General features: G+C 57.9%; 14 protein-coding genes and 2 pseudogenes. 5 read left to right on the top strand and 11 right to left on the bottom strand.

The window, feature by feature from the left end; translation table 11 throughout:
* Window positions 1–50: 50 nt before the first annotated feature.
* A complete protein-coding gene (locus tag PI86_RS06160; protein WP_039319863.1) occupies window positions 51–806 on the bottom strand; it encodes a TetR/AcrR family transcriptional regulator in 756 nt (251 codons plus the stop codon).
* Window positions 807–985: 179 nt separating this feature from the next.
* Between PI86_RS06160 and PI86_RS06155 the strand changes: the two genes are divergently transcribed.
* Window positions 986–1,414 carry a TetR/AcrR family transcriptional regulator gene (locus tag PI86_RS06155; protein ID WP_082012156.1) on the top strand — a complete coding sequence of 143 codons (429 nt, stop codon included), beginning with the start codon at window positions 986–988 and terminating at the stop codon, window positions 1,412–1,414.
* A gap of 927 nt (window positions 1,415–2,341) precedes the next feature.
* Window positions 2,342–3,523, top strand: a complete 1,182-nt coding sequence (locus PI86_RS06150; protein ID WP_039319860.1) for an AlbA family DNA-binding domain-containing protein — start codon at window positions 2,342–2,344, stop codon at window positions 3,521–3,523.
* Between the two features lie 48 nt (window positions 3,524–3,571).
* On the opposite strand, the pseudogene PI86_RS17655 reads toward PI86_RS06150, so the two are convergent.
* Window positions 3,572–3,935 (bottom strand): annotated as a pseudogene (locus PI86_RS17655) (AAA family ATPase); the annotation flags it as partial.
* A 318-nt stretch (window positions 3,936–4,253) separates the two neighbouring features.
* Complete coding sequence (locus PI86_RS06145) at window positions 4,254–4,457, bottom strand: hypothetical protein (protein ID WP_039319857.1); 204 nt, start codon at window positions 4,455–4,457, stop codon at window positions 4,254–4,256.
* Between the two features lie 56 nt (window positions 4,458–4,513).
* Here PI86_RS06145 and PI86_RS16930 point away from each other — a divergent pair, with 56 nt between their 5' ends.
* A complete protein-coding gene (locus PI86_RS16930) occupies window positions 4,514–4,768 on the top strand; it encodes a hypothetical protein (protein WP_152608058.1) in 255 nt (84 codons plus the stop codon).
* A gap of 120 nt (window positions 4,769–4,888) precedes the next feature.
* Here the strand turns inward: PI86_RS16930 and PI86_RS15670 are convergent, their stop codons facing one another.
* The 3 genes from PI86_RS15670 to PI86_RS06130 form a co-directional block, all read right to left on the bottom strand.
* The gene (locus PI86_RS15670) at window positions 4,889–6,259 is read right to left on the bottom strand and encodes a DUF6602 domain-containing protein (protein WP_052319380.1); all 1,371 of its coding nucleotides are present in this window, start codon (window positions 6,257–6,259) and stop codon (window positions 4,889–4,891) included.
* A gap of 499 nt (window positions 6,260–6,758) precedes the next feature.
* Complete coding sequence (locus tag PI86_RS06135; protein ID WP_039319855.1) at window positions 6,759–8,543, bottom strand: hypothetical protein; 1,785 nt, start codon at window positions 8,541–8,543, stop codon at window positions 6,759–6,761.
* Window positions 8,540–11,197 carry a hypothetical protein gene (locus PI86_RS06130; protein WP_152608057.1) on the bottom strand — a complete coding sequence of 886 codons (2,658 nt, stop codon included), beginning with the start codon at window positions 11,195–11,197 and terminating at the stop codon, window positions 8,540–8,542. The genes PI86_RS06135 and PI86_RS06130 overlap by 4 nt, the downstream gene beginning before the upstream one ends.
* 600 nt (window positions 11,198–11,797) lie before the next feature.
* On the opposite strand from PI86_RS06130, the gene PI86_RS16925 reads away from it, so the two are divergent.
* Window positions 11,798–12,226: a hypothetical protein gene (locus PI86_RS16925; protein ID WP_152608056.1), complete on the top strand. Its 429-nt coding sequence runs from the start codon at window positions 11,798–11,800 to the stop codon at window positions 12,224–12,226.
* 977 nt (window positions 12,227–13,203) lie between these two features.
* Here PI86_RS16925 and asd read toward each other — a convergent pair.
* Together asd and PI86_RS06115 are read right to left on the bottom strand one after the other, a co-directional pair.
* Entirely contained in the window at window positions 13,204–14,043 is an 840-nt protein-coding gene (gene asd / locus PI86_RS06120) for an archaetidylserine decarboxylase (RefSeq protein ID WP_039319848.1), read from the bottom strand.
* A 122-nt stretch (window positions 14,044–14,165) separates the two neighbouring features.
* The gene (locus PI86_RS06115) at window positions 14,166–15,716 is read right to left on the bottom strand and encodes a GMC oxidoreductase (protein WP_039319846.1); all 1,551 of its coding nucleotides are present in this window, start codon (window positions 15,714–15,716) and stop codon (window positions 14,166–14,168) included.
* A 57-nt stretch (window positions 15,717–15,773) separates the two neighbouring features.
* Here PI86_RS06115 and PI86_RS06110 point away from each other — a divergent pair.
* Window positions 15,774–16,295: pseudogene (locus PI86_RS06110) on the top strand (LysR substrate-binding domain-containing protein); the annotation flags it as partial.
* A 22-nt stretch (window positions 16,296–16,317) separates the two neighbouring features.
* Here the strand turns inward: PI86_RS06110 and PI86_RS06105 are convergent.
* The 3 genes from PI86_RS06105 to PI86_RS16160 all read right to left on the bottom strand — a co-directional run bounded on the left by PI86_RS06105 (window position 16,318) and on the right by PI86_RS16160 (window position 19,280).
* Window positions 16,318–17,109, bottom strand: a complete 792-nt coding sequence (locus PI86_RS06105; protein WP_039319843.1) for a substrate-binding domain-containing protein — start codon at window positions 17,107–17,109, stop codon at window positions 16,318–16,320.
* Window positions 17,110–17,313: 204 nt separating this feature from the next.
* The gene (locus tag PI86_RS16165) at window positions 17,314–18,834 is read right to left on the bottom strand and encodes a GMC oxidoreductase (RefSeq protein WP_082012154.1); all 1,521 of its coding nucleotides are present in this window, start codon (window positions 18,832–18,834) and stop codon (window positions 17,314–17,316) included.
* A 149-nt stretch (window positions 18,835–18,983) separates the two neighbouring features.
* On the bottom strand, window positions 18,984–19,280 hold the full coding sequence (locus tag PI86_RS16160) for a MerR family transcriptional regulator (RefSeq protein ID WP_235362694.1): 297 nt from the start codon (window positions 19,278–19,280) through the stop codon (window positions 18,984–18,986).
* Window positions 19,281–19,317 lie beyond the last annotated feature (37 nt).

Genomic DNA, 19,317 nt, shown 5'->3' with positions numbered 1-19,317 from the left:
TGCCTATCCGCCTTGCCGACCGTCAGCCGAACGGCTTGCCGCAATGCTTTTCAGTCGGCTTGGGCAGCGGTTTCCACGACCGGCAACGGACGCGTCGCGACCTTTTCCGCTTCCCCCCGTTTGAGGCCCAAGGTTTCCAGCAAGGCTCCGGCAACGCGCTCGGCGAGTCGCTCACCGCTGAAACCCAACGCCTTCAACGCGTCGGCATTCGGTGCCCCAGGCGCAACGATGCCCAGTTCGGCTGTCACCGCGGCGAGCACGGTGCCTCCCACGGACAAGAACGCGACGAATGGATCCGCGACGGCGAAACGCTTTGCGACGATACCCCTTTGCACATCCCGCAACAACCGCTGACCAAGTCCACGGTCAAGCATGCGCGAGGAAAAGCCCTCCCGTACCAAAAATTGGCCCCAAAGTGGCTCGCGATGCGCGCGCATCAAGGTATAGCGCACGGAGACGGCGATCACCTCGGCCGGGTCGGACAAGCCGGTCGTGAGACGATCGAGCCAGTCGGCGAACTCCTCGAACACGGACTCAACCAGCGTCGCGTAAATCGCCTCCTTGGACTCGAAATGGTTGTAGAACGAGCCGAAGCCGACATCGGCCGCCTCGGTGATTTCGTTGATGGCGACACCTTCCATGCCTTTTTCGGCCATGAGCTTGAGCGCTGCCTCAAGCAAGCGGGCCCGCGTCTCTCTCTTGCGGCGTGCGCCGCGCGGCTCGCGCGCGTCAGCGGCCTCCAAAGTGACGGCGGGCGTTCGCGCGGCAGCGCGCTTTGGTATCGGGCGATTTGTTGTCTTCGACATGACGATCTCGATTTCGATCAGAGCCGCAGTATAGATTCAAACGTCTTAGTCGACAAAACAATCACTAGTGATCAATATATCATTCATCATCGCGGAATTGGCCTTGTCTTTAGTCAGGCGTTAGCCGGCAGCCTGCTCCGAACCGCCCATTGGGACACTGGACTTCTCATGGACATCCAATGAAACGCAAAAGGCTGACGCACGCGGAACGAAGAGCGCAAACGCGCGAGCAAATGGTGGAAGCAGCTCGGGAGCTCTTTATCGAAAAGGGGTTTCCGTCGACCAGCGTGGCCGATGTCGCCGAAGCGGCGGGCTACACGCGCGGCGCGTTCTATTGCAACTTTTACGACAAGTCCGACTTGTTGATCGAATCATTGCACTGGAAGCAGGACGAGCTGACGTGCAACCTGCGCTCTGCGATATTGAAACTCCACGATTACTTGCAAAGCGACGATTGCTTTACCCTCTGGGTCGAGGCGAGCCTTCTCGCAAGGCGGGACCCGGCGTTTCGCAAGCGGTTCGATTCAGTTCTGAACGACGCGAAACTAGCCATTCCAGTTCAGGAAGGCGAGGCAAGCGAGCAATGCGCGGCGCACCGAGGGAATTGAACGTCACCGCTTGCCCGTAAAGCTGAACAACGCCTCACGCAGCGCCTTTGCGCGGCATTTACCCGAATCGCCGTCTGGTGATGACCCGCTTTCGTGGACGCGATCTATCCGTTGAAGAAGAAGGTGCGAATCATGTCCACATGTACGATCGAGAGTCGATGAGTGACAAGATGACGAAGGCCTGCTCGACGCTTTGATCGCATCCGTGTTTTCGCGTCGACCGCAAGCGTCAACACATGACCGTTAGCGCACTGTCGCGCTTTGAAGTCGTCACCCAAGCGCATCAAGCTTAGTTGTGGAGTTCAACAATTGATGTCGCGCCACGCCAACCAATTCTCGTCGTTTTGAACGGTGAAATCACCCCGACGACATGCTTGAAGCCGGCCAAGACAAGCAATTCGTGTCGCCCTGTTACACGAACGCTTAATAAATCGACATTCTGGAGCTTTTATCTACCTGCTGCGTGTTGCAGATATTCCCTCTACCAAATATCGTGCAAAGCGCAAGTTAACTTTGCCGCGCGTTCGCGGAAGCTTCGCTGCTCCTCCTGCGTCGGCGCTATCAACTTCTGGCCCGCACCATTGAGTGGTGGCCAGCCGAAATCCGCTGGTGGCAGAAACCGTGCTCTCACACTTTGATGATTACGAGCTATCCGCCCATCCATCCGAGCTCGCCCCGCCGAGGAGCTCGTCCCACTTGGGGCAAAACGCTACTGCAGCGTGTTCCGCGTAGACCGCTTGCGCCTCTGTGACGCGTTCGTCAAAAAAACGAACACGTCATCCATGACAGTACAAGCAAGTGCGCGAGCCGCGCACGCGGATGCGCGTCACATGAGTGCGCGGATGTCCCGGGCCATCGACTCATTTCGCGATAGCGAACGCGGCTGGCCGGCTTAGAATTGCCTCTTCATTGAAACGGGAGTCCGCAATGCCGTTGCCGTCCAAGCTGGTGGATACGACCCAGGCGCATTTGGAGCAGTTGATTCAGGAACAGACGCAGGAAGGCCCGCACGTCGACTTCAAGCGCCAGCTGCCTGCGGCATGGAACGACGGCGCGAAGCACGAGCTGTACGCCGACGTCTCCGCGTTCGCGAACGCCAGCGGCGGTGACCTCATCTATGGCCTTGACGAGGACGAACAGGGCCAGGCGGCCGTTCTCGTTCCGCAGGCCGTCAATGCCGACGAGGTCACGCTCAGGATGCAGAACCTCCTGCTCAACGGCGTCGAGCCGCGAATGCCGGGTGTGCAGGTGCAGCCGGTTCCTGTCTCGGTGGGTGGCATCGACGGCTTCGTGTTCGTTATCCGGGTGTCGCAGAGCTGGGCAGGACCGCATCGCGTACGCTCGAACTTCAAATTCTTTATCCGCGAAGGCAACCGTAAGCGCGAACTGAACGTGCCGGAGATTCGTGAGCTGTTCGTCCGCTCCGAGACTCAGGCGCAGAGGGTGCGGGACTTCCGCACTGAACGTCTGGGCAAGCTCCTGACGGGCGAGGCGCCCTGCCGACTCCACGACGGCTCACTCTGGGTGCTGCACCTGATTCCCACGCAGGCAGCGCTCGGTACCGGCAGCATTGACCCGCTGGCCTACTGGGACTACGCACGTCAGATACCCATCCTGGGCAGCAGGGCAGGCAGCTTTCGCGTCAACCTTGATGGTGCGCTGGGGCTCCGGCCAGAAAACAATGGTTTCGTGCATGGTTACACGCAATTGTTCCGCAACGGCTTCGTCGAGAGCGTGTATGTTCTGACGGACAATGACGTCCGCCCGCGCGTACTGCCCGGCACCACGTATGAAGACCAAGCCGCCCGCTTTCTTCAGCAAATCCGCGAGGAACTGACCCACGCAGGGTTTCACCCAGAAGTCACCGCCATGATGTCACTGCTCCAGGCGGACCGCGTTGTCCTCGGCTTTGACCGGTTCAGGGTGGATGTCGACGGTGACCAGGGACGGTTTGACCGTAATGCAGTCGTCTTGCCGGATGTGCTGGTTCCCGCCGACGTCAATGCGCACCAGGGCCTGAAACCTATGTTTGACCTCGTGTGGCAGGCCGCGGGAATGCGCGGCTCCATCAATTTCGACGAGGAGGGCCGTTGGGCCCCACGCGTATGACGGCGCCGTTACGGCTGCGGATGCGCCCGCGAGCCGTGTTGCCGATTGTTAGCCAGATGCAGGCGCCGAAAACGGCAGATATCGCACCGCGTACGCCTCGGTCGGCAGCGGCGGCTCCCACTTGAAGAGCATCGCCTGCAGCTTCTTGTTGGTGAGCGACGTGTCGCGCTTGTGGTTGCGCGCGAGCAGCTCCGCGCGCGCCCGCTCAAGGTACACGACCTCGACCTCGGCGTACTACGCGTAGAGCAGGTCCAGGGTGCGCCCGCGCATCTGCTCCGACAGGTGGTGGCATTGAAGACGAACGGCGCGCGCTCGCGCAGCAACGCCTTCGCCTTGTCGAGCGCGCGGTGCGCGACCCTCCCTCGTTCTTGCCGTGACGCAGACGCAGCTCCTCGCGAGCGTCGCAAAGCGAGCCACCGACGCGGCTCACTGGGTGCCGGAGGCGTCGTCAGCGGGTGTCACCCCATGGCGGCCACGGCTTTAACCTTTTTGATGCCCTTTTTGCGCTCGGCTCGACCAGGCGCACCCCACTGCGCGAGCACCCCGGCATACGCCGACGTAACGGTAATATGGGTGAGCTTCGCCAACAGCACGCACTGGTGCCAAAGCGCCCTTCCGAAAGAACCCTTAGCGCCGTGACGCGAGGGCGCGATGCTTAGTGGAAGTCCTCGCCATCGCCGCAGTTGCCGTCGGCCGGCCCGTTGCACGTCAGGCAGCGGCTCTCAATCCATCAGCCCGGGTTAGGTCCACGCGCCTCGCGGCGCAGGTCGTCGTCGTCCATGTCCGCGATGTCGTCGACGCCATAGGCGGCGAGCACGTCATCGCTCGCATAGGCCCAGAACAGTGTTGGCTCGGGATGTCGGGACGCCAGGCATGTGTCACAGGCGATTTGACGATGTTTTTTGTCTTCCACGTAGGCAGAAGTGAACAACATGGTAGGTACTGGCCAAGCCACTGCCAGGGCAAAGCGCCGACCTCCGCGACGCAGAGGTGAAATACGAGCTGGTGCGCACATGGGCGCCTGGCCTGCGGGTGGACGGCTGGCTCCTGTCGCCGCCGGCTGCTGTGCCGAACACGCCGCGCTCGCTGGTCGAAGCGCTTCAGACTGCACTAGGCAGTGACTTCGGTACGCGCGAAGACTTTCTGAACGAGGCCTACAGCATCTTCCACTACCGACTCGATAACCAGGGACTGTATTCGCAAAACCTTCAACCCCAAGGTTACCCGACGCGCAGAGCCGGTTGATAGACGAAGAACGTTTAGCATCATATCGAGCACAATATCAAAACGTTCGACCAATCTTTCCAAGGTGACGTTGACATTTACCGCTCGAAGGGGCGCGCATGACGGCGCGGGCAGGATATCCTAATCAGGCAACTTCCCCAAACTGCTGAGTACGGCTTGTGCATCCAACGTTCCGTCGAAGAAACCCTCAAGAGCGTCCACGTAAGATTTCGCAATAGGAGCATACAGTGTCCGCGCATCCGCTCCTTGGAACTTCGTTGGACGCCACTGCTCCTTGAAGATTGGTAGCCAGTCCGCATACGAGACATCATTAGCCGTCCGGCTGAATTGTCGAACTGCGACCGCCTTAGCCTCAGACTCCAAGACGAGATGTTCAAGTAGCGTCTGCAAGAAGCGAGCAGTCTGCCAATCTCCCGGTTCGACCGTTGCCGGTTGCACAAGGCATGGCTGAGGAAACGAGTTGTCGTCGGCCGGCGCTCCGTATCCTTGAAGAACACAAGTGCGGCTTGGAACGCACACCGCTGTGATGCCTGCGTAAAACGACTCTAAGGGATACAGTTTCTCGCCGTCTTTGTCGGTTTGATTGAAGAGTTCCTTTAGTCGGTTTCTTACCCCGTCTCTTTCATCGACATAGGACGTCTCGAAGGCAAATACGCCCTTGAAGATGGGAAGTAATTGATGGTCCGTGCGGAAGGCATCAGAGATAATCTCTACGGCTTCCTTTAGCGACCCGGCTTCCAAGGTCGTTTTCACCTCAATCACCGCGCGCACCGACGAGCGGGGAACTACAACGACATCCGCCTCGCGAAAGAGTGCCGGATAATTCGTGCCGTCCCAGACGATTACGTCAAGCTGTCGTGGGCAATCTTCGATGAACCCAGTGTCGACGTGATAGCGCGACGGCAGCAAGCGCTTCAACATGCTTCGAAGCAGAGTCTCTCGGTATGAACCTTTCGTACCTGAGTGGCCTATAAGGGAATCGATACGTCGGCTTTTGGTAACTAGCTCCTCGGCGAAGCTCCTCAAATATGAGCGCCTCTCGTACTCAGCCCGCTTTTCTCTCGAAAGCTTAATCTTGACGCCGCTTTTCTGCGGTACCAGTTCGAGGTATCGAACAGCAGCATACATACGAATGGTATCTTCAATAAGATGCTTTGTGAGTGAGACGTCGTCCTCGAGCTTTCTCAGCAGTTCGTCGATTGGCAATTGAAAATTCTCTGCATCTCGCAGGTTAGAGTTGATTGCCGTGACAATTGAAAAATACTCGGCCACGTTCACCCCTGCGTTTCTCCATGATTCGGGGTCAACGAGCACGTTGTACCCGAATGGTCGGTCGAAGAGCGAGAGCGGCGACAAGACCGATTTTCCGCCGCCCATTTCATCGATAGGTGCGGTGAGGACGTGCAGATTTCCGTCCCTCTGGAAAACCACCCCTGTCCACAGTTTTTCCCATGGGGCAAAAGGGTCATAAATCTGACCGGTAACGAACATGTCTTGGTCATACTGATGCTTAAAGTGAAGCCGATTCGAGATTGAGTACAACGTGCTTGGCGCTTGATTCGACATATGCGAGTTATGCTTTGAGTTTTAGTTACGTTGCAATCTTACCAAGGGCGTATCGAACGCGGGTCCCCTTTGGCTTCGTGCTGCGTGTTCTGCACAATGATGCATGACCTTCTCGTCCCAGAAGATGCTTTCTGGTAAGCGCACTGGTTGTTCGCTCCTGAACCTGCGCGACGAAATCTCGCGTTGCCGGCTCACGCTTGGACAGACGCTCTGTGCCAACCGAGTCCATCCGGCTACTACGGGCGACAACAGCACCACGCGGCCGCGACGTCCGTCTCGCGCTCGGATTGTGTGTGTACCGGATGCCCGTACCTGGGATGCTCGCGGTGACACGGCCACGGGAGTTGTACGTGAAAACCATGCAGCAGCCCTCCATGAAGTGCTGCGCGCAGTGACGGGCGGCTATCAAGCCCCCGTCTGGTCTTCAGGCAACGCCCTCTTCCGCTGCCACGTATTGCTCCACCCTCTGTCGCCCCTCTTCCGTCAACCCAAACTCATCTTCATCACCTGGTACGGTGCGAGCGCAGCGCTGCTCAAGGATGCCGGCGCGGGCGAGCAGGTTGAGCGCGCGTTGTAACCGGTCCTCGAGGATTTCGACACTTGCCAGTTCGCGTTGGTGATGAAGGTCGCGCTCGAGCCCTTCATCACCCATGACGATGCGGTAACTGTCACGCGGATTGCGCTTCTGCTCAGACCGTTCGCGCACGACGCGAAAATGGAGATTAATCACATAGTCCTTGACGATACGCGCCACGAAGTGGGCGAGCGGCGCGTCCCGGTACTCTTCGACCAGTCTGACAAGTTCGGACGGACTCAGCCGGTCGCGTTCGAGACTGGCCTTGAACTCTGGTATTTCCAGCCAAAGCGGTATATCAACAGCGCAATAGACCAGCGCTTCATATGCGAGGGCGCTTGCAGCCTGCGCCGGAGTGCGCGCGTCATCATCTCGTTTGCCAGGTGTTGCCTTCACAGACCACGCCGTCTCGTAGAGGTACTCGATACGGCCAGCCATGCTGAGGTTCTCCTCTTGCATGCCACTTCGGTACAGCATCGGCTCATCGGGCAAACACTGAGACATCAGACGCTCGACCGTGTCAGCAACTGTCACGTCGACATCCGCCAGTTCCTTTGCCGCCCTTTCCCCAATCGCATCTGCAATGGCCTGGATATCGCGCGCACTGTCCGTGAGGACCGCATCGTGGATTTCAAATTCCGTCATGCGCAGGTACGTCTCGAGCGCGAGCTTGATGTACTGGCGGTATTGCAGAGAGGTCCAATAGCCTGCACTTTCAAGAAGCGACTCATCATCGAGGACGGTTCCATCCGGTGTTCGCCGGCTACCCATCACGTGACGGATAACTTCGACCGGCACAAAACCGTCCCTATCCGTGAAAAGTCCCTCGGCGGCGTGAATAGCCCGGAGCGCGAGCGTGATACCAGCACTCCGGTGTTCCCAATTGGGCGCATGCTTAGGGATGTGCCCCGGCGGCGGAAAATACTGGGCAAGGAATGCGTGACGTTCCGCATCTGTGCACTCACGGACATTGAGGATAGGGTTCCAGAGGCTCCGCACCTTCGCCCTTGTCGTACATACATCCGTCGGGTCCGACAACCATGGTGCGAGTTCGTGCCCTGTCTCAGCTAGCATGGACTGGAAGGCCTTGGCGAGCTCTTGCCCCGCAGGCGTCAGTGCCCAGATACCCGGCTCATCCGGGTGCGCGAAAAGGAAACAGAGGCCTCTTGCAATGCTCGGCTGGTACTCAGGTGCCGTCATAAAGTGGGTGCCCGCCTTTATTGCCACGCCTGGCTTGCCCACGAGCTGCTGTTGCTCGGCGCTGACAAGAACATCAAAGCGCAACTCAATCTCTTCGTTGTCTTCGTCTTCTTCCTTCGGCCAGACGCGCAGTCGACCGGGCATACCCTTTAACCCGTGAAGCACGTTGGCCCACGACAGCAAAAGTTCGATTTTTTGCATTCCGCGCGTTGCGATTTCACGAGCCTCTGCGCTTTTTGCCTCTCGTTCGGTTGCAACAATGTCGATGCGCCAGACCATCCAGCACAGGGCTGAATAGACACGGATGTACTGTACAGCGTTGTTAATACCAGGAAACACTGAACGATAGAGCGCCATGTTGACGCTTTGCGTTCCAAGCGAGTCGGGAGCCAGCGCGGAGCCTACGCGCGATGTAAATACGGGACCAGTAATCATTGCCGCTCCTTTCCCACACCGAATTTGACGTAATCAGGGAGTCTGGATTTCAAGGCGTTGACGTCCAGACCCAGGAAAATCGACCGGTTACAGTTGTCTTTTACATGCACGGCCGCGCGCGTCGCGCGCAAGGCCCGAAGCTCCGCAATATCATCGAACATCTGGTTGCATGCCGGACATTGGAATCCCTCATTTGCAGATGCGACTACGGCAAAGCGCCGTGGGTTGTATCTGGGCGGTTTGCGTTGGCGCTCGAGAAGGTCTCTGACAACAGGCGCATACACGGCGGGCAGCTCAGGCGCATTGCCACCGTTAAAGACCGTCGTGATGAGTAGCTCCAGCGCCTCGGTAAGTGAGGTCGATGCGAGAATCGAGGGCACCGTTGCGACGATGGCTTCGCGGTCCGCAACGTCCATGTCCGCAACACGCTTGAAGGGCCGTGTCATAAATACCCGTTCAACTGTAGTACGCCAGGTTTCAGCATCAGGGAGGTCGCCGCCCGCGAGTACGCGCACGGCCTCCTTGACTCGCGCACGCACTGTGCTAACGGTTTCAGGAGCGGCAAGCCACACAGCACAGCAGGCCATCGCGCAAAAAGCAGGAAGGAGATTGCGCCGGTTCGGGTCGCTGTAGGCGAAAACACTGTAGCGGGCGAGCCAGGCGTCCATTCCGAAGGCCAGGTCGGAGCTCGCAAAATAGACGTTCCCCGTTCTCGCGAGGCTCTCTCGCCGAGCGAAGGCGCGCTTGAGCGCATCGCATGCGGACAGCTGCACCGCCCCTGAGAGCAAAGGATGGGTCGCATTCTTGGCAAGCCCCTCCGGCAGAGCCTGCAGCATTGCGGCTTCGGCGCTTTCCTTGTCAGCAGGCGCCTCGCCGTTGCCTCCGCTATTCGCGGACGGGTCAGAGCCGTCCTCGTTGCCCCCCGACTCCCCGCCATCTTCCAGTTCGGTATCGGACGATGTACCCGGAACGTCAAACTCATCATCCTTGTTCTGAAGCAAACCGAGCTTTTTCTTCCCCTCCGTCCTGGTTTGCGGAAACTCGATGTCCCGGTTCAAATGGCGGAACGCAGCAATAAGGCACTGCAGCTCCAGCGGATTGGAGGCGCCCAGGTCGCCGAAATCCTGACTGCTCCAGCTCTCGTAAGGGTGGTCGACCGTCGTTGTATCGGGAGGCGGCGCACCTTCGCGGGAGTCCTTGCACTCTTCTTTAGGGCGCACGGGCGGTTTGCGCTGCAGCGCCTGCTTCAGGACGTCATAAATGGCCCAAAGGTCTGCTGCTGTTGCTCGTCCCGCCGAGACCCGTTCAGCAGCACGGGAAACGTCTTTCTCTCGCGGAGTAAGCCGCAACTCGGCCTCAATGTTGAGCCACCCTTGCGCGACGAAGTCACCCGCAGTCAGCACAATCAAACGAGAGCCTGACCGGTCCTTCTGAGAGTCTGACGAGTCCTTCTCGAACTGAAAATCCTTAATGGTAAAGGTGCCATCGTCCTCCACTGCTACAGCCTCCTCGCCTTCAGTCCTCGAACCACACCAGACCACCAGTCGGCAGTCCCGGTATGGGGGTACAGGGGCGACCGTACCGCGCAGGGTGCCGTCCAGCAGCAATTCGGCGTCAAGCGCCGGCTGGCAGGCGGCATTAGCCGCCTCGAAGTCACACGCCACGTAGGTCTCCGGCTGCTCGACCGCCCACTCGAACGGCGTCGAGTCCACGCGCCGGATGAGCCCGACCTCCACGTTGCCCGTGCTGTACAAGCTCTGCGCCGTCGCGTTGACGGAGCCCGTCATCAGCACGCAGCCCCGAGACGATACTGCTTCGAATACCTTGGCATGAGCAAACCGCGCTTCTCGGTTCTGCACAACGACGAACTCTGTTCCAGCCGGGAGCGCCTCTCGCTCCGGGTCAAACGGCGCGATGCGTTTTGGCTCGCTCAGTCCGACGCGCAGCGAATCCGCTTGCGTCTCTTCCTTGAGCAAGGTAACCGACAAGCCTTCCGGGTCGTGATAGGGCGCAAGAACAGTCAGCTGGCTGACGGGGCCGATTTCTGCGCAACGCGCGGCAAACTGGTCAGCAGCGGTCAATTCAAGCGTATGAACGAGCCACACCGTCGGGTTCCGCAATGCCTCAGGGGGGGCGGCTTTGGCGGCCGCACGTGCGCGCTTTGCGTACTCCACCAGTACGCGCCTTGTCTCGCGCGACAAGCTCACGCGTGCAGCGAACCGGTCGAAGAACTCGCTGATTTGCTGGAACACGAGCGGATGCTCGTTAGAGTTGACTGCGTCAAGGACTTCAAGGTTGGAGCCTTGTCCGGCAAACGTCAGATTTCCACTTCCAACAACCAGCACGTCACCCTTGCCGTCGACGTCATCAGCGCTTCGCTCGAGATACGCCACCTTCGGATGGAAAAATCCGCCCGATTTCATGTACACCGGGACGACTCGATACGAATTCCCGGCATAGTGACTGGACGACTCGTCCGTTGAACGGCAGGCGTGACGTGAATCGACCATAACATCGATTTTTTCACAACCGCCAAGCCGGAGTACAGGGTAACAAAACGACTCGAACCAACCCGGACTGAATGTGAATGTTGTGAGCAGTGCGCGTTTGGGACGAACCTCGTCAAGGATGGCCAATAGCCTGGTCTGCTCCATGCCCTCGTCCCTGTATTTATTGAGCAACGTCCAATAGGTCGGGAAAGTTTAAACGGGTGCGAATGTGCCGTCACGTGTTGCAACCAGCAAATAACAACACACGATGCGTCCGCGGCCCAACGAAGGACTGCTTCCATGATGGAAGAGTGACTGGCAACGGCGGACCGTCCCTTCTGTTGGCAACCCAACTGACGCAGCACACTCGGAGATTCTCGGTTGCTGTATCCGCTGCCGTACGACTTGGCTCGGAACCGTGGTTCCAGCGGGAGGGGTGCAACGGCCACCTTACACTACTCAGGTTGCACGCCTCATCATGCGGACGTTCAGGATTCGGCTGGCTAAGCTCTCCCAGTCAACTAGCAGTTGATGGGTCCGGGAACGCAACTCCCGTGCATGACAAGAGTCACTTTACCCAAGCGAGTCGTGGTCGTCTGAGCTTGCCCCCGAAAAACGAATCCCTTGCTGAGCGTTTAAACTCAAGCAAGGAGAGTCAAGAAGATGAGCAAGACGACGCGGGCGCGCTACACGCTCGAATTCAAGCTGGAAGCGGTGCGCTGGTCAAGGCAGGCCAGAGCGTTGCGGCGGTCGCCGCGACGCTGAATGTGCCGGCTTCAGGCCAGCCTCGGCTTCCTTCAAGATGCCGATGATTTGTTCTTCGGTGAATCGCTTTTTCATTGCCGCTCCTCTCTGGAACGGACTCTACACTGTCACCGTACTAAACACGGGGAGCAGGTCAATCCGGCACTGCAAAGGATGTGCGCTCAGGCGCGTATCAAGATCGGTAAGTTGCGTCAGCGTGGCGCGATCATGAAGCACCTGTACCTGCGCGCATGTATCAAGGCCGGTGATCGCATCGGCGACCGCCTTGACCTCCCGAAAACGCTCACCGTCCGGATGGGCGAGTACGTCGATCAGATCCAGCCGACCGGCCCGCCGCGCAATCTGCACGAGGCGGCGGCAGATGCCGTCCATGATTCCGTGCGCCGACCACCCCGCCCTGACGTAATTCGGCAGATCACGTTCGGCTGATCTGCGAACGATCGGGCCAGCCGGTACGGCGTGCCGCATCGTGACCGCGGCGGCGGCAGAGAAATCGATTGGGTTCGGCGGGCGGTGCCGAGGCCAGGCGCGTTTTCCGGTCGACCAGTTTGGCACGCCAATCGTGCTGTCGTGATAACAGATGATCTTTCCTGATCTACGAAAATTTGCCGGAATGACGGAATTTGATCTCGCACGTTTCGGGCTGCCACGCCGAGCACGCTAAGTCTAGAATCCTCAGAAACGCCGTGCTTTGGCGCAGAGTTCAGTCGGGCGTCCAAGCAGTTTAAATCGGCGCGAACGCCGCTGCAACGCCCTTCCCCTAGGCCCTTCCGGTTCATGCGTGCTGAGTCGCTTCCTGCCCATACGGAGTGTAAGTCCTCGGTGCCGGTCGTCCCGGCCCGCCGACTCGTTCTTTCGATTCCCGAGAATCTGCTTAGACCACCGCGATTCATCGGCATACGTTCCGATGTCAATGTTAATTATGCAAAGTTAAAGGAATTCCCTCCGAAACAGAACACGTGCTTACTTCCTCCGGACGACTTCTACCAGTCGACGCTCCGCCAACACACACAACAAAGCAGCGCGCCCACACATCGGACGCGCTGCTTCACACCGCTCACAAAACCAACTGCCGGACATGCGCCCCGAACGATGACGAGGCGCATGCTGGAACGACGCTCACGAGACCATGCCTTGCGTCTTGTGCGACAAATGCGCATGCGAGGCCCGGTCTATCAACGCCTCGTGGTCGCCGGCCTCAAAATAAACGTCGACTGCTGCGTGGAGCTTTCCCCGACGAAAGTCTGGAACCTCACCCCCTTCTTCATCCCGCTCCGGTGAGTTGCCAACGATTGGGGACGCTTGGGAAGCCTCCCCAGACTCGGTCGATTCCTTAGTGCTATTAACGAGTCTTCAGGAATCGAAACGAGTGAAGCCATGCAATCGAACGCTCGACTGGCCAACGCTCAGTCCGCCATCGGTTCACCCAGGTACACCACGCGCGTCGGCATCCAGTCGGGATTGAGCTGCAGCGCCCCCTGCGGGAACAGCACGACCACGGTCGAGCCTAGCAGGAAGCGCCCCATCTCCTCGCCCTGCATCAGAATGATATTCCTGTTCCGATAATTCCAGTGACGCACGCTGGGGCTGCGCGGCGGGTTGACTACGCCGTGCCAGGCCGTCATGATGCTCCCGACGATGACGGCGCCCACTAGCACCAGAGCGAACGGGCCGTGCGGCGAATCGAAGTGGCACACCACACGCTCGTTGCGAGCGAACAGCGCATCGACGCCGCGCGCGGTGGCCGGGTTCACCGAGTACAACTCGCCTGGCACATAGCTCATTGAGATCAGGCGGCCATCGCACGGCATATGGATGCGGTGGTAGTCGCCCGGGCTGAGATAGAGGGTGGCAAATAGGCCGTCATCGAATTGACGTGCCAGTTCCTCATCACCAGCCAGCAACGCGCTACTGCTGAAGGATTTGCCCTTTGCCTGGAAGATCTGGTCGCGCTCGATGCGACCGGACTGGCTGATCACGCCGTCCACTGGACAAACGACTCGCGCTTTCGCCAGAGGACGCACGCCGGGCAGCAACGCACGGGTGAAAAAGTCGTTGAACGTGGCATAGGCGCCGGGTTCCCTCTGCACGGCTTCCGTCAGGTCGACATTGTAGTGGGCGATGAAGCGGCGTATTGCCCACTGTGTCAAGGCACCGGCGCGCCGTTGCGCGAGAAAGCCCAGCACGCGTGTGATGAGACGCTTGGGCAGCAGATGCTGCAATTGGACGAATAGGCGCTCGGACACAAGTGGCTTAGAACATAAAGCATGGTTGATTCGACAGGTCGCCGCGCTGGATGCCCCGAGACGGGGAAATTGCAAAATACCCTCGCGCACCGGGTGAAAAGTTGACAGCACCGCGAGGGGCGTCAGGTGGCTTTCAGCACCGTCCGCTGATCCTTGCTTGGCGAGCCGCGATTTTCCAATTCTGAGATCAATCGGTCGGCGACGTTGGCTGACCATGCAGCTATGGTCAGACTGGGAGCCCCCCCGGGGGACATCGGAAGCGCGGCGGCATCGGCGACGTACAATCCGGGATTATCGAATACCTCTCCATTGGCACCTACCACGCCGTCCGCGTTGGAGGTGCCCAGGCAGGCACCTCCAATGGGATGTACCGTGACGGGATTCCGAGGCGCGTAAACTTTTGTCTTGGTGATCGTCTGGATGTCCTTCAGTTCATCATTAATCTGACCATAGATGACGTTGTCTTTTGACCTGTATTTAATCTTGAATCTGCCACGTTTAATTTCCATGGTTCCGTTATTATTGTCGCCGCCAAAAGCGATAATGACGGATTGCCTCCGTAGCCAACGCTTGACAAAGGAAGGTGCCGGTACACCATCCAGGCCTTGAATGCTCGCGCGCAGGACAATGACGCGCTCATTCTTCGAGTCCTTGAGCCTGAACGGTGAGGCAATAGGCATGCCTTTTGAAAGGTCTGATTTGCTATTCTCCTTCCAGACTCCGAAGAAATCGCCATTCCCCCCGAATTCGAAGCCGAGCCTCGGCATCCCTGCCAAGCCCTTTTCGACGTCGCGGCTCTTGAGCAGCAGCCGAACGGTGCCCAAGCCGCCCGCGGCCAGAATGACACGCTCCGCTCGGACACATTCTTCTTTCCCGCTTCGATGATCGCGGTAGCGGACCTCATAGCGCATTTCGCCATGACCTTGTTGCGCCAATCGGCGTATTGACAAGGCCTCGCACATATCCCTGACGACCAGGCCCCGTTGCATGGCCGGCCGGATAAACGAGAAATCCAGAGTGGTCTTTGCGCCTGAAGGAGAGCCCAAGAAGCTATTGTTCTTCATGTCACATTCCCACCGCTCGATTCCATTCCTATCCACGACCTTGGAAGGAAATCCTGGTTTTTTTGGAAGCAGCATGGCGACCGGTGGGTTGCCCAGGCACGTGAGCAGGCCGTTATAATTTGCCTCCTCGATCCGGTTGGGAGCTTGGTCTTGTGGTGTGAGTGCGCGAGCACCAAGGGCTTCAAGGATCTCGTTGTAATAGCGCTCCATGCCGGCCTGCGAGATTTCCGGGTGATGGTTATCCCAGTAGTTTGGAGCCAGCGGTTTATCAAGGAATCCTGCGTAAACATGGCTGCCACCGCCCACATTGGACGAGCAAACAACGCTGATGCCATCGCCGAAATAAGCTTCGATGAGCCCTTTCTTATTCAGAACCATATCGCGTTTGAATAAATGGGAACTAACGGATCGTATGCCATGGGTGAAGGCTTTGGCGCCCTGCGGCAGAGACACCAGATTCTTAATGCCCATCGACCGGTTGGGAACGGTGTCTCTCCAGGGGCCGCGCTCAAGCATGAGGACATCGCGACCTGCTTCGGCAATTCGTTTTGCGGCGACAGACCCACCAAAGCCACTTCCGATTACCAAAATTTCAACTTCATTATTCATGGTGATATTTATTAATCTGACTCTGAATACGCGTACGGCATGCCGCTTCGATGGCGTTTCGTCGCTCAGCACGTCGATATTGGCGTACGCTACGGCACGGGAAGCTGGCCTGGGCTGACGGCGGTCAAGCTGATGGGCGCGAAGATGCACCCAGTATGCTCGCCCAAGCTGCTGCACAAGCAGGGACGCTTGCAAAAACCGAACGGCCAAGCGCGCGAGACGTTGATCCACGACCTCTCGATGGACAGCCATACGGACTTTCCCACTTGGGATATATGGCCGCAAAAGTCGGGGGTTACGGGAGTCGCAACGAATCGCGGCATGAGAATCAACAATTCTGCTGCAGTCTTGCAGGCAGCCATTCAGGGCCATGGCATCGCGCTCGCTCGCAGTGTGATCGCGAGCGACGACCTGGCGACCGGACGGCTCGTCCGGTTGTTCCCGAAGATAACGTTCGCTTCGCCGTTGGCCTATTACGTCGTGTATCGGGCCGATTGCTCTGGCATGCCGAAACTCGTCGCCTTTCGCGATTGGCTGCTCAACGAGGCTACCGCATCGGCAAGGAAACGCCCTCACTGACGACACAAGCTTCGGTCGCTGGCTAGTTCCGCCCGTCCTGGCTGCCGGCTTGGTCCCCAGTCATCCAGCCCCAGCGGGAGAAAATTGCTGCGCCCGCTTTGGAGCGAAGGAAATCAACGAACTGCTGCGCAGCGGGATTCTCCTTCCCGCGCTTGGTCACAGCCACACCAGAATCGCGATAGATCGCGTAACGTTGTTCGATCGGCACCGTCTCAGCAAGAGACGGATTCGACACCTGCCAGATGTTCCAGATGAGCCACGCATCGATGTCGGGCTGCGCGGTCCAAGTTTGCCGAGCAATCGCACTATTACCCGCATAACTCACGATATTGCGGTGCATCGCTGCGACCGAACGGACGTCGCCAAGCCGGCCCGCCACGTCTTCCCATACACCGTTCTGTCCGGCGCCATTAACGACCAGAATCTTCATACCCGGCTTGAGCAAGTCCGCGATGCCATGAATATTGCGAGGGTTGCCGGGGCGAACGAGGATCGCCATTGGACGAAGGTATAAAGGCACCGGCGCTTGAGGCGTTAGCTGGTCGCCCATCGCAACAACGAAGTCGGACATCATCGTCTCCGAGCCGCTGAAGATCAGGTCGGCATCGGCGCGTGCGTGCTCGATCCACGTCGGCGTCGGTCCAGCCGTGACGTCAACGTGCGTACCCGTCTGCTTCTCGAATGCCGCGGCAGCCTCCTTCATCGCCGGCGCCGGGCCGCCAGGCCCATAGGCATGCAACACGGATTGCGGAAATGCGTGTCCTGGCGACATCGATAATGTCAACACAGCGGCAATTCGCATGATGGCTTTCATGGTTTCCCTCGAACACGAACTATGCACAAAAACTCCTGAGATAGCGCACTGGCATACTAGAAATTGAATCGATTTTCATATTTCTATCGAAAATTAGATATTCGTTTATATAATCGCAAGAAAACCTTCCCTACTGTGCACTCACCATGTTTTCTTAAACTCGCTGCGCTTCACCGCAATGGTCTTCTTTGCTCATCTTTGAGCCTATACGTCGCGACATTGCAGCGATTCCAACAGTCTATCTGCAACGTTGGCGGACCATGCAGCTATCGACAAACTTGGCGGCGCCCCGGGAGATTCCGGGAGAGCAGAGGCATCTGCGACATATAGCCCAGGGTTATCAAAAATCTCACCGTTCGCACCAATCACACCATCCAAATTCGATGTGCCCAAACAAGCACCTCCGATCGGTTGAACCGTTATCGGAGTGCCAGGCGCATATACCGTTGTATTCGTTGCCGCTTCTATATTTTTTACTTCATCTGCAATTTCTTGATAAACACTGTTTTCACTTTTCCTGTATCGTACCTCGAATTTTCCGCGTCGCAGCGACATCGATCCATTGCTACCATCGCCACCGAAGGCAACCATACAGGAGTTCTTGCACAACCACTTCCTTATCAGCTTTGGAATCGGTACGGCATCCAATCCCTGTATGCTGGCGCGAAGCATCAGAGCTGATTTACTTTTCGAGTCTTTCGCCCTGAAGGGCCCACATAGCGGCGTACCGGCAGAAAGATCTCTCTCACTGTTTTCTTTCCAAAATCCGAAAAATCCCCCGTTCGTACCAAACCGGAAACCTAGCTTAGGCATTCCATCCAATCCGCGCTCTACATCACGGCTTTTCAACAGTAAGCGAACTGTATTCAAGGCTCCAGCAGCCAGGACTACGTGTTCCGCGAACACGTGCTCATCCCGTCCGCTTCGATGGTCGCGATATCGAACTTCGTATCGCATCTTGCCGGCGCCATCCCTTCTCAGCTTATGAATTGACTTTACTTCACACAAGTCACGAACCGATAGTCCATGCCCTATGGCAGGCCAAAGGACGGCGAAATCCAGGGTCGTTTTTGCGCCGGACGGAGATCCCAGAAAACTATTATTCCGCATGTCGGATTCCCATCGCTCGACCCCGTTCCGATCGACCACTTTTCGAGGCTCTCCCGGCCTTTCAGGCAATAGGATGCCAACGGGTGAATTTCTCAGGCCCGCATTCGATAGTTCACCATCGTAGTTCGTTTGATCAAAACTGTTTGGCACCATGTCATGAGGCGACACGGGCCGCGCAGCAAGAAATCCCAGAATTTCGTCGTAGTACTTATCCATGCCCTCCTGAGAAATTTCCGGATGGCGATTGCTCCAGTATCCAGGATTGAAAGGCTTGCCCAGCACAGCGGCATAGATGTGGCTACCACCACCAACATTCGAAGAGCAAATAACGTTTATACCATCACCAACGTACACCTCCACAAATCCTCTTTTATTAAAAACGAATTCTCTTTCAATAAAACGAGATCTGACGGATCGTAACCCATGGGTAAACGCCTTTACCCCTTGCGGGAGCGGTGATAAATCCTCGATACCGGTCGACCGAATGGGAACGGTATTCCTCCATGGCCCACGCTCGAGCATTAAGACATTTCGTCCTGCCTCCGCAAATCGCTTTGCGGAAATAGAACCTCCAAAGCCACTTCCTATTACCAATATTTCCACTTCGTTTTCCATAGCCACGCTTAATTCCCCCGATTGTCGAAGTACGCTCGAACCAGCCTCTGACGTCGACCCACGATCATCATCAGCAGCAGCCGGTTCACGGAAAGCTCGAGCTCTAACGAGCGAGCGGTCGCCGCTTCTCAGACAGCGTCTTTCGCGGGTTAGTGTTGGCGGCGCGATCTCGCACGAATGCTTTGGACGTGAGCGACTCGATGATCGGGCAGTCCGGCGTATCGTCGCCATTGCAGCAGTGCATCGAGCAGTTCGCTGACCCTGTCCAGCGAGAAGCCGAGGTCTCGGCATTGCCCGATAAACCGCAGTCTGCCCACGTCCTTGTCGCCGTGTCGCCGGTAGCCGTTGTCCGTGCGGCTCGCCGGCGGCAACAGTCCGAGGCCTTCGTAGTGCCGGATCATTTTCGCCGAGACGCCGGAGGCGGTGGCCGCTTCGCCGATATTCATAGGTTTGATTCTCAAGTAGATATGACGTCGCCCCCCG

Source organism: Burkholderia sp. A9 (assembly GCF_000801975.1).
This window is presented reverse-complemented; position numbering and strand designations above follow the sequence as displayed.

What these genes read in the sequence shown, in the direction of transcription:
- PI86_RS06160 (WP_039319863.1), bottom strand. Translation starts at nt 806, where the DNA reads ATGTCGAAGACAACAAATCGCCCGATACCAAAGCGCGCTGCCGCGCGA.
- PI86_RS06155 (WP_082012156.1), top strand. Translation starts at nt 986, where the DNA reads ATGAAACGCAAAAGGCTGACGCACGCGGAACGAAGAGCGCAAACGCGC.
- PI86_RS06150 (WP_039319860.1), top strand. Translation starts at nt 2,342, where the DNA reads ATGCCGTTGCCGTCCAAGCTGGTGGATACGACCCAGGCGCATTTGGAG.
- PI86_RS06145 (WP_039319857.1), bottom strand. Translation starts at nt 4,457, where the DNA reads ATGTTGTTCACTTCTGCCTACGTGGAAGACAAAAAACATCGTCAAATC.
- PI86_RS15670 (WP_052319380.1), bottom strand. Translation starts at nt 6,259, where the DNA reads ATGTTCGTTACCGGTCAGATTTATGACCCTTTTGCCCCATGGGAAAAA.
- PI86_RS06135 (WP_039319855.1), bottom strand. Translation starts at nt 8,543, where the DNA reads ATGATTACTGGTCCCGTATTTACATCGCGCGTAGGCTCCGCGCTGGCT.
- PI86_RS06130 (WP_152608057.1), bottom strand. Translation starts at nt 11,197, where the DNA reads ATGGAGCAGACCAGGCTATTGGCCATCCTTGACGAGGTTCGTCCCAAA.
- PI86_RS16925 (WP_152608056.1), top strand. Translation starts at nt 11,798, where the DNA reads ATGTGCCGGCTTCAGGCCAGCCTCGGCTTCCTTCAAGATGCCGATGAT.
- PI86_RS06115 (WP_039319846.1), bottom strand. Translation starts at nt 15,716, where the DNA reads ATGAATAATGAAGTTGAAATTTTGGTAATCGGAAGTGGCTTTGGTGGG.
- PI86_RS06105 (WP_039319843.1), bottom strand. Translation starts at nt 17,109, where the DNA reads ATGAAAGCCATCATGCGAATTGCCGCTGTGTTGACATTATCGATGTCG.
- PI86_RS16165 (WP_082012154.1), bottom strand. Translation starts at nt 18,834, where the DNA reads ATGGAAAACGAAGTGGAAATATTGGTAATAGGAAGTGGCTTTGGAGGT.
- PI86_RS16160 (WP_235362694.1), bottom strand. Translation starts at nt 19,280, where the DNA reads ATGAATATCGGCGAAGCGGCCACCGCCTCCGGCGTCTCGGCGAAAATG.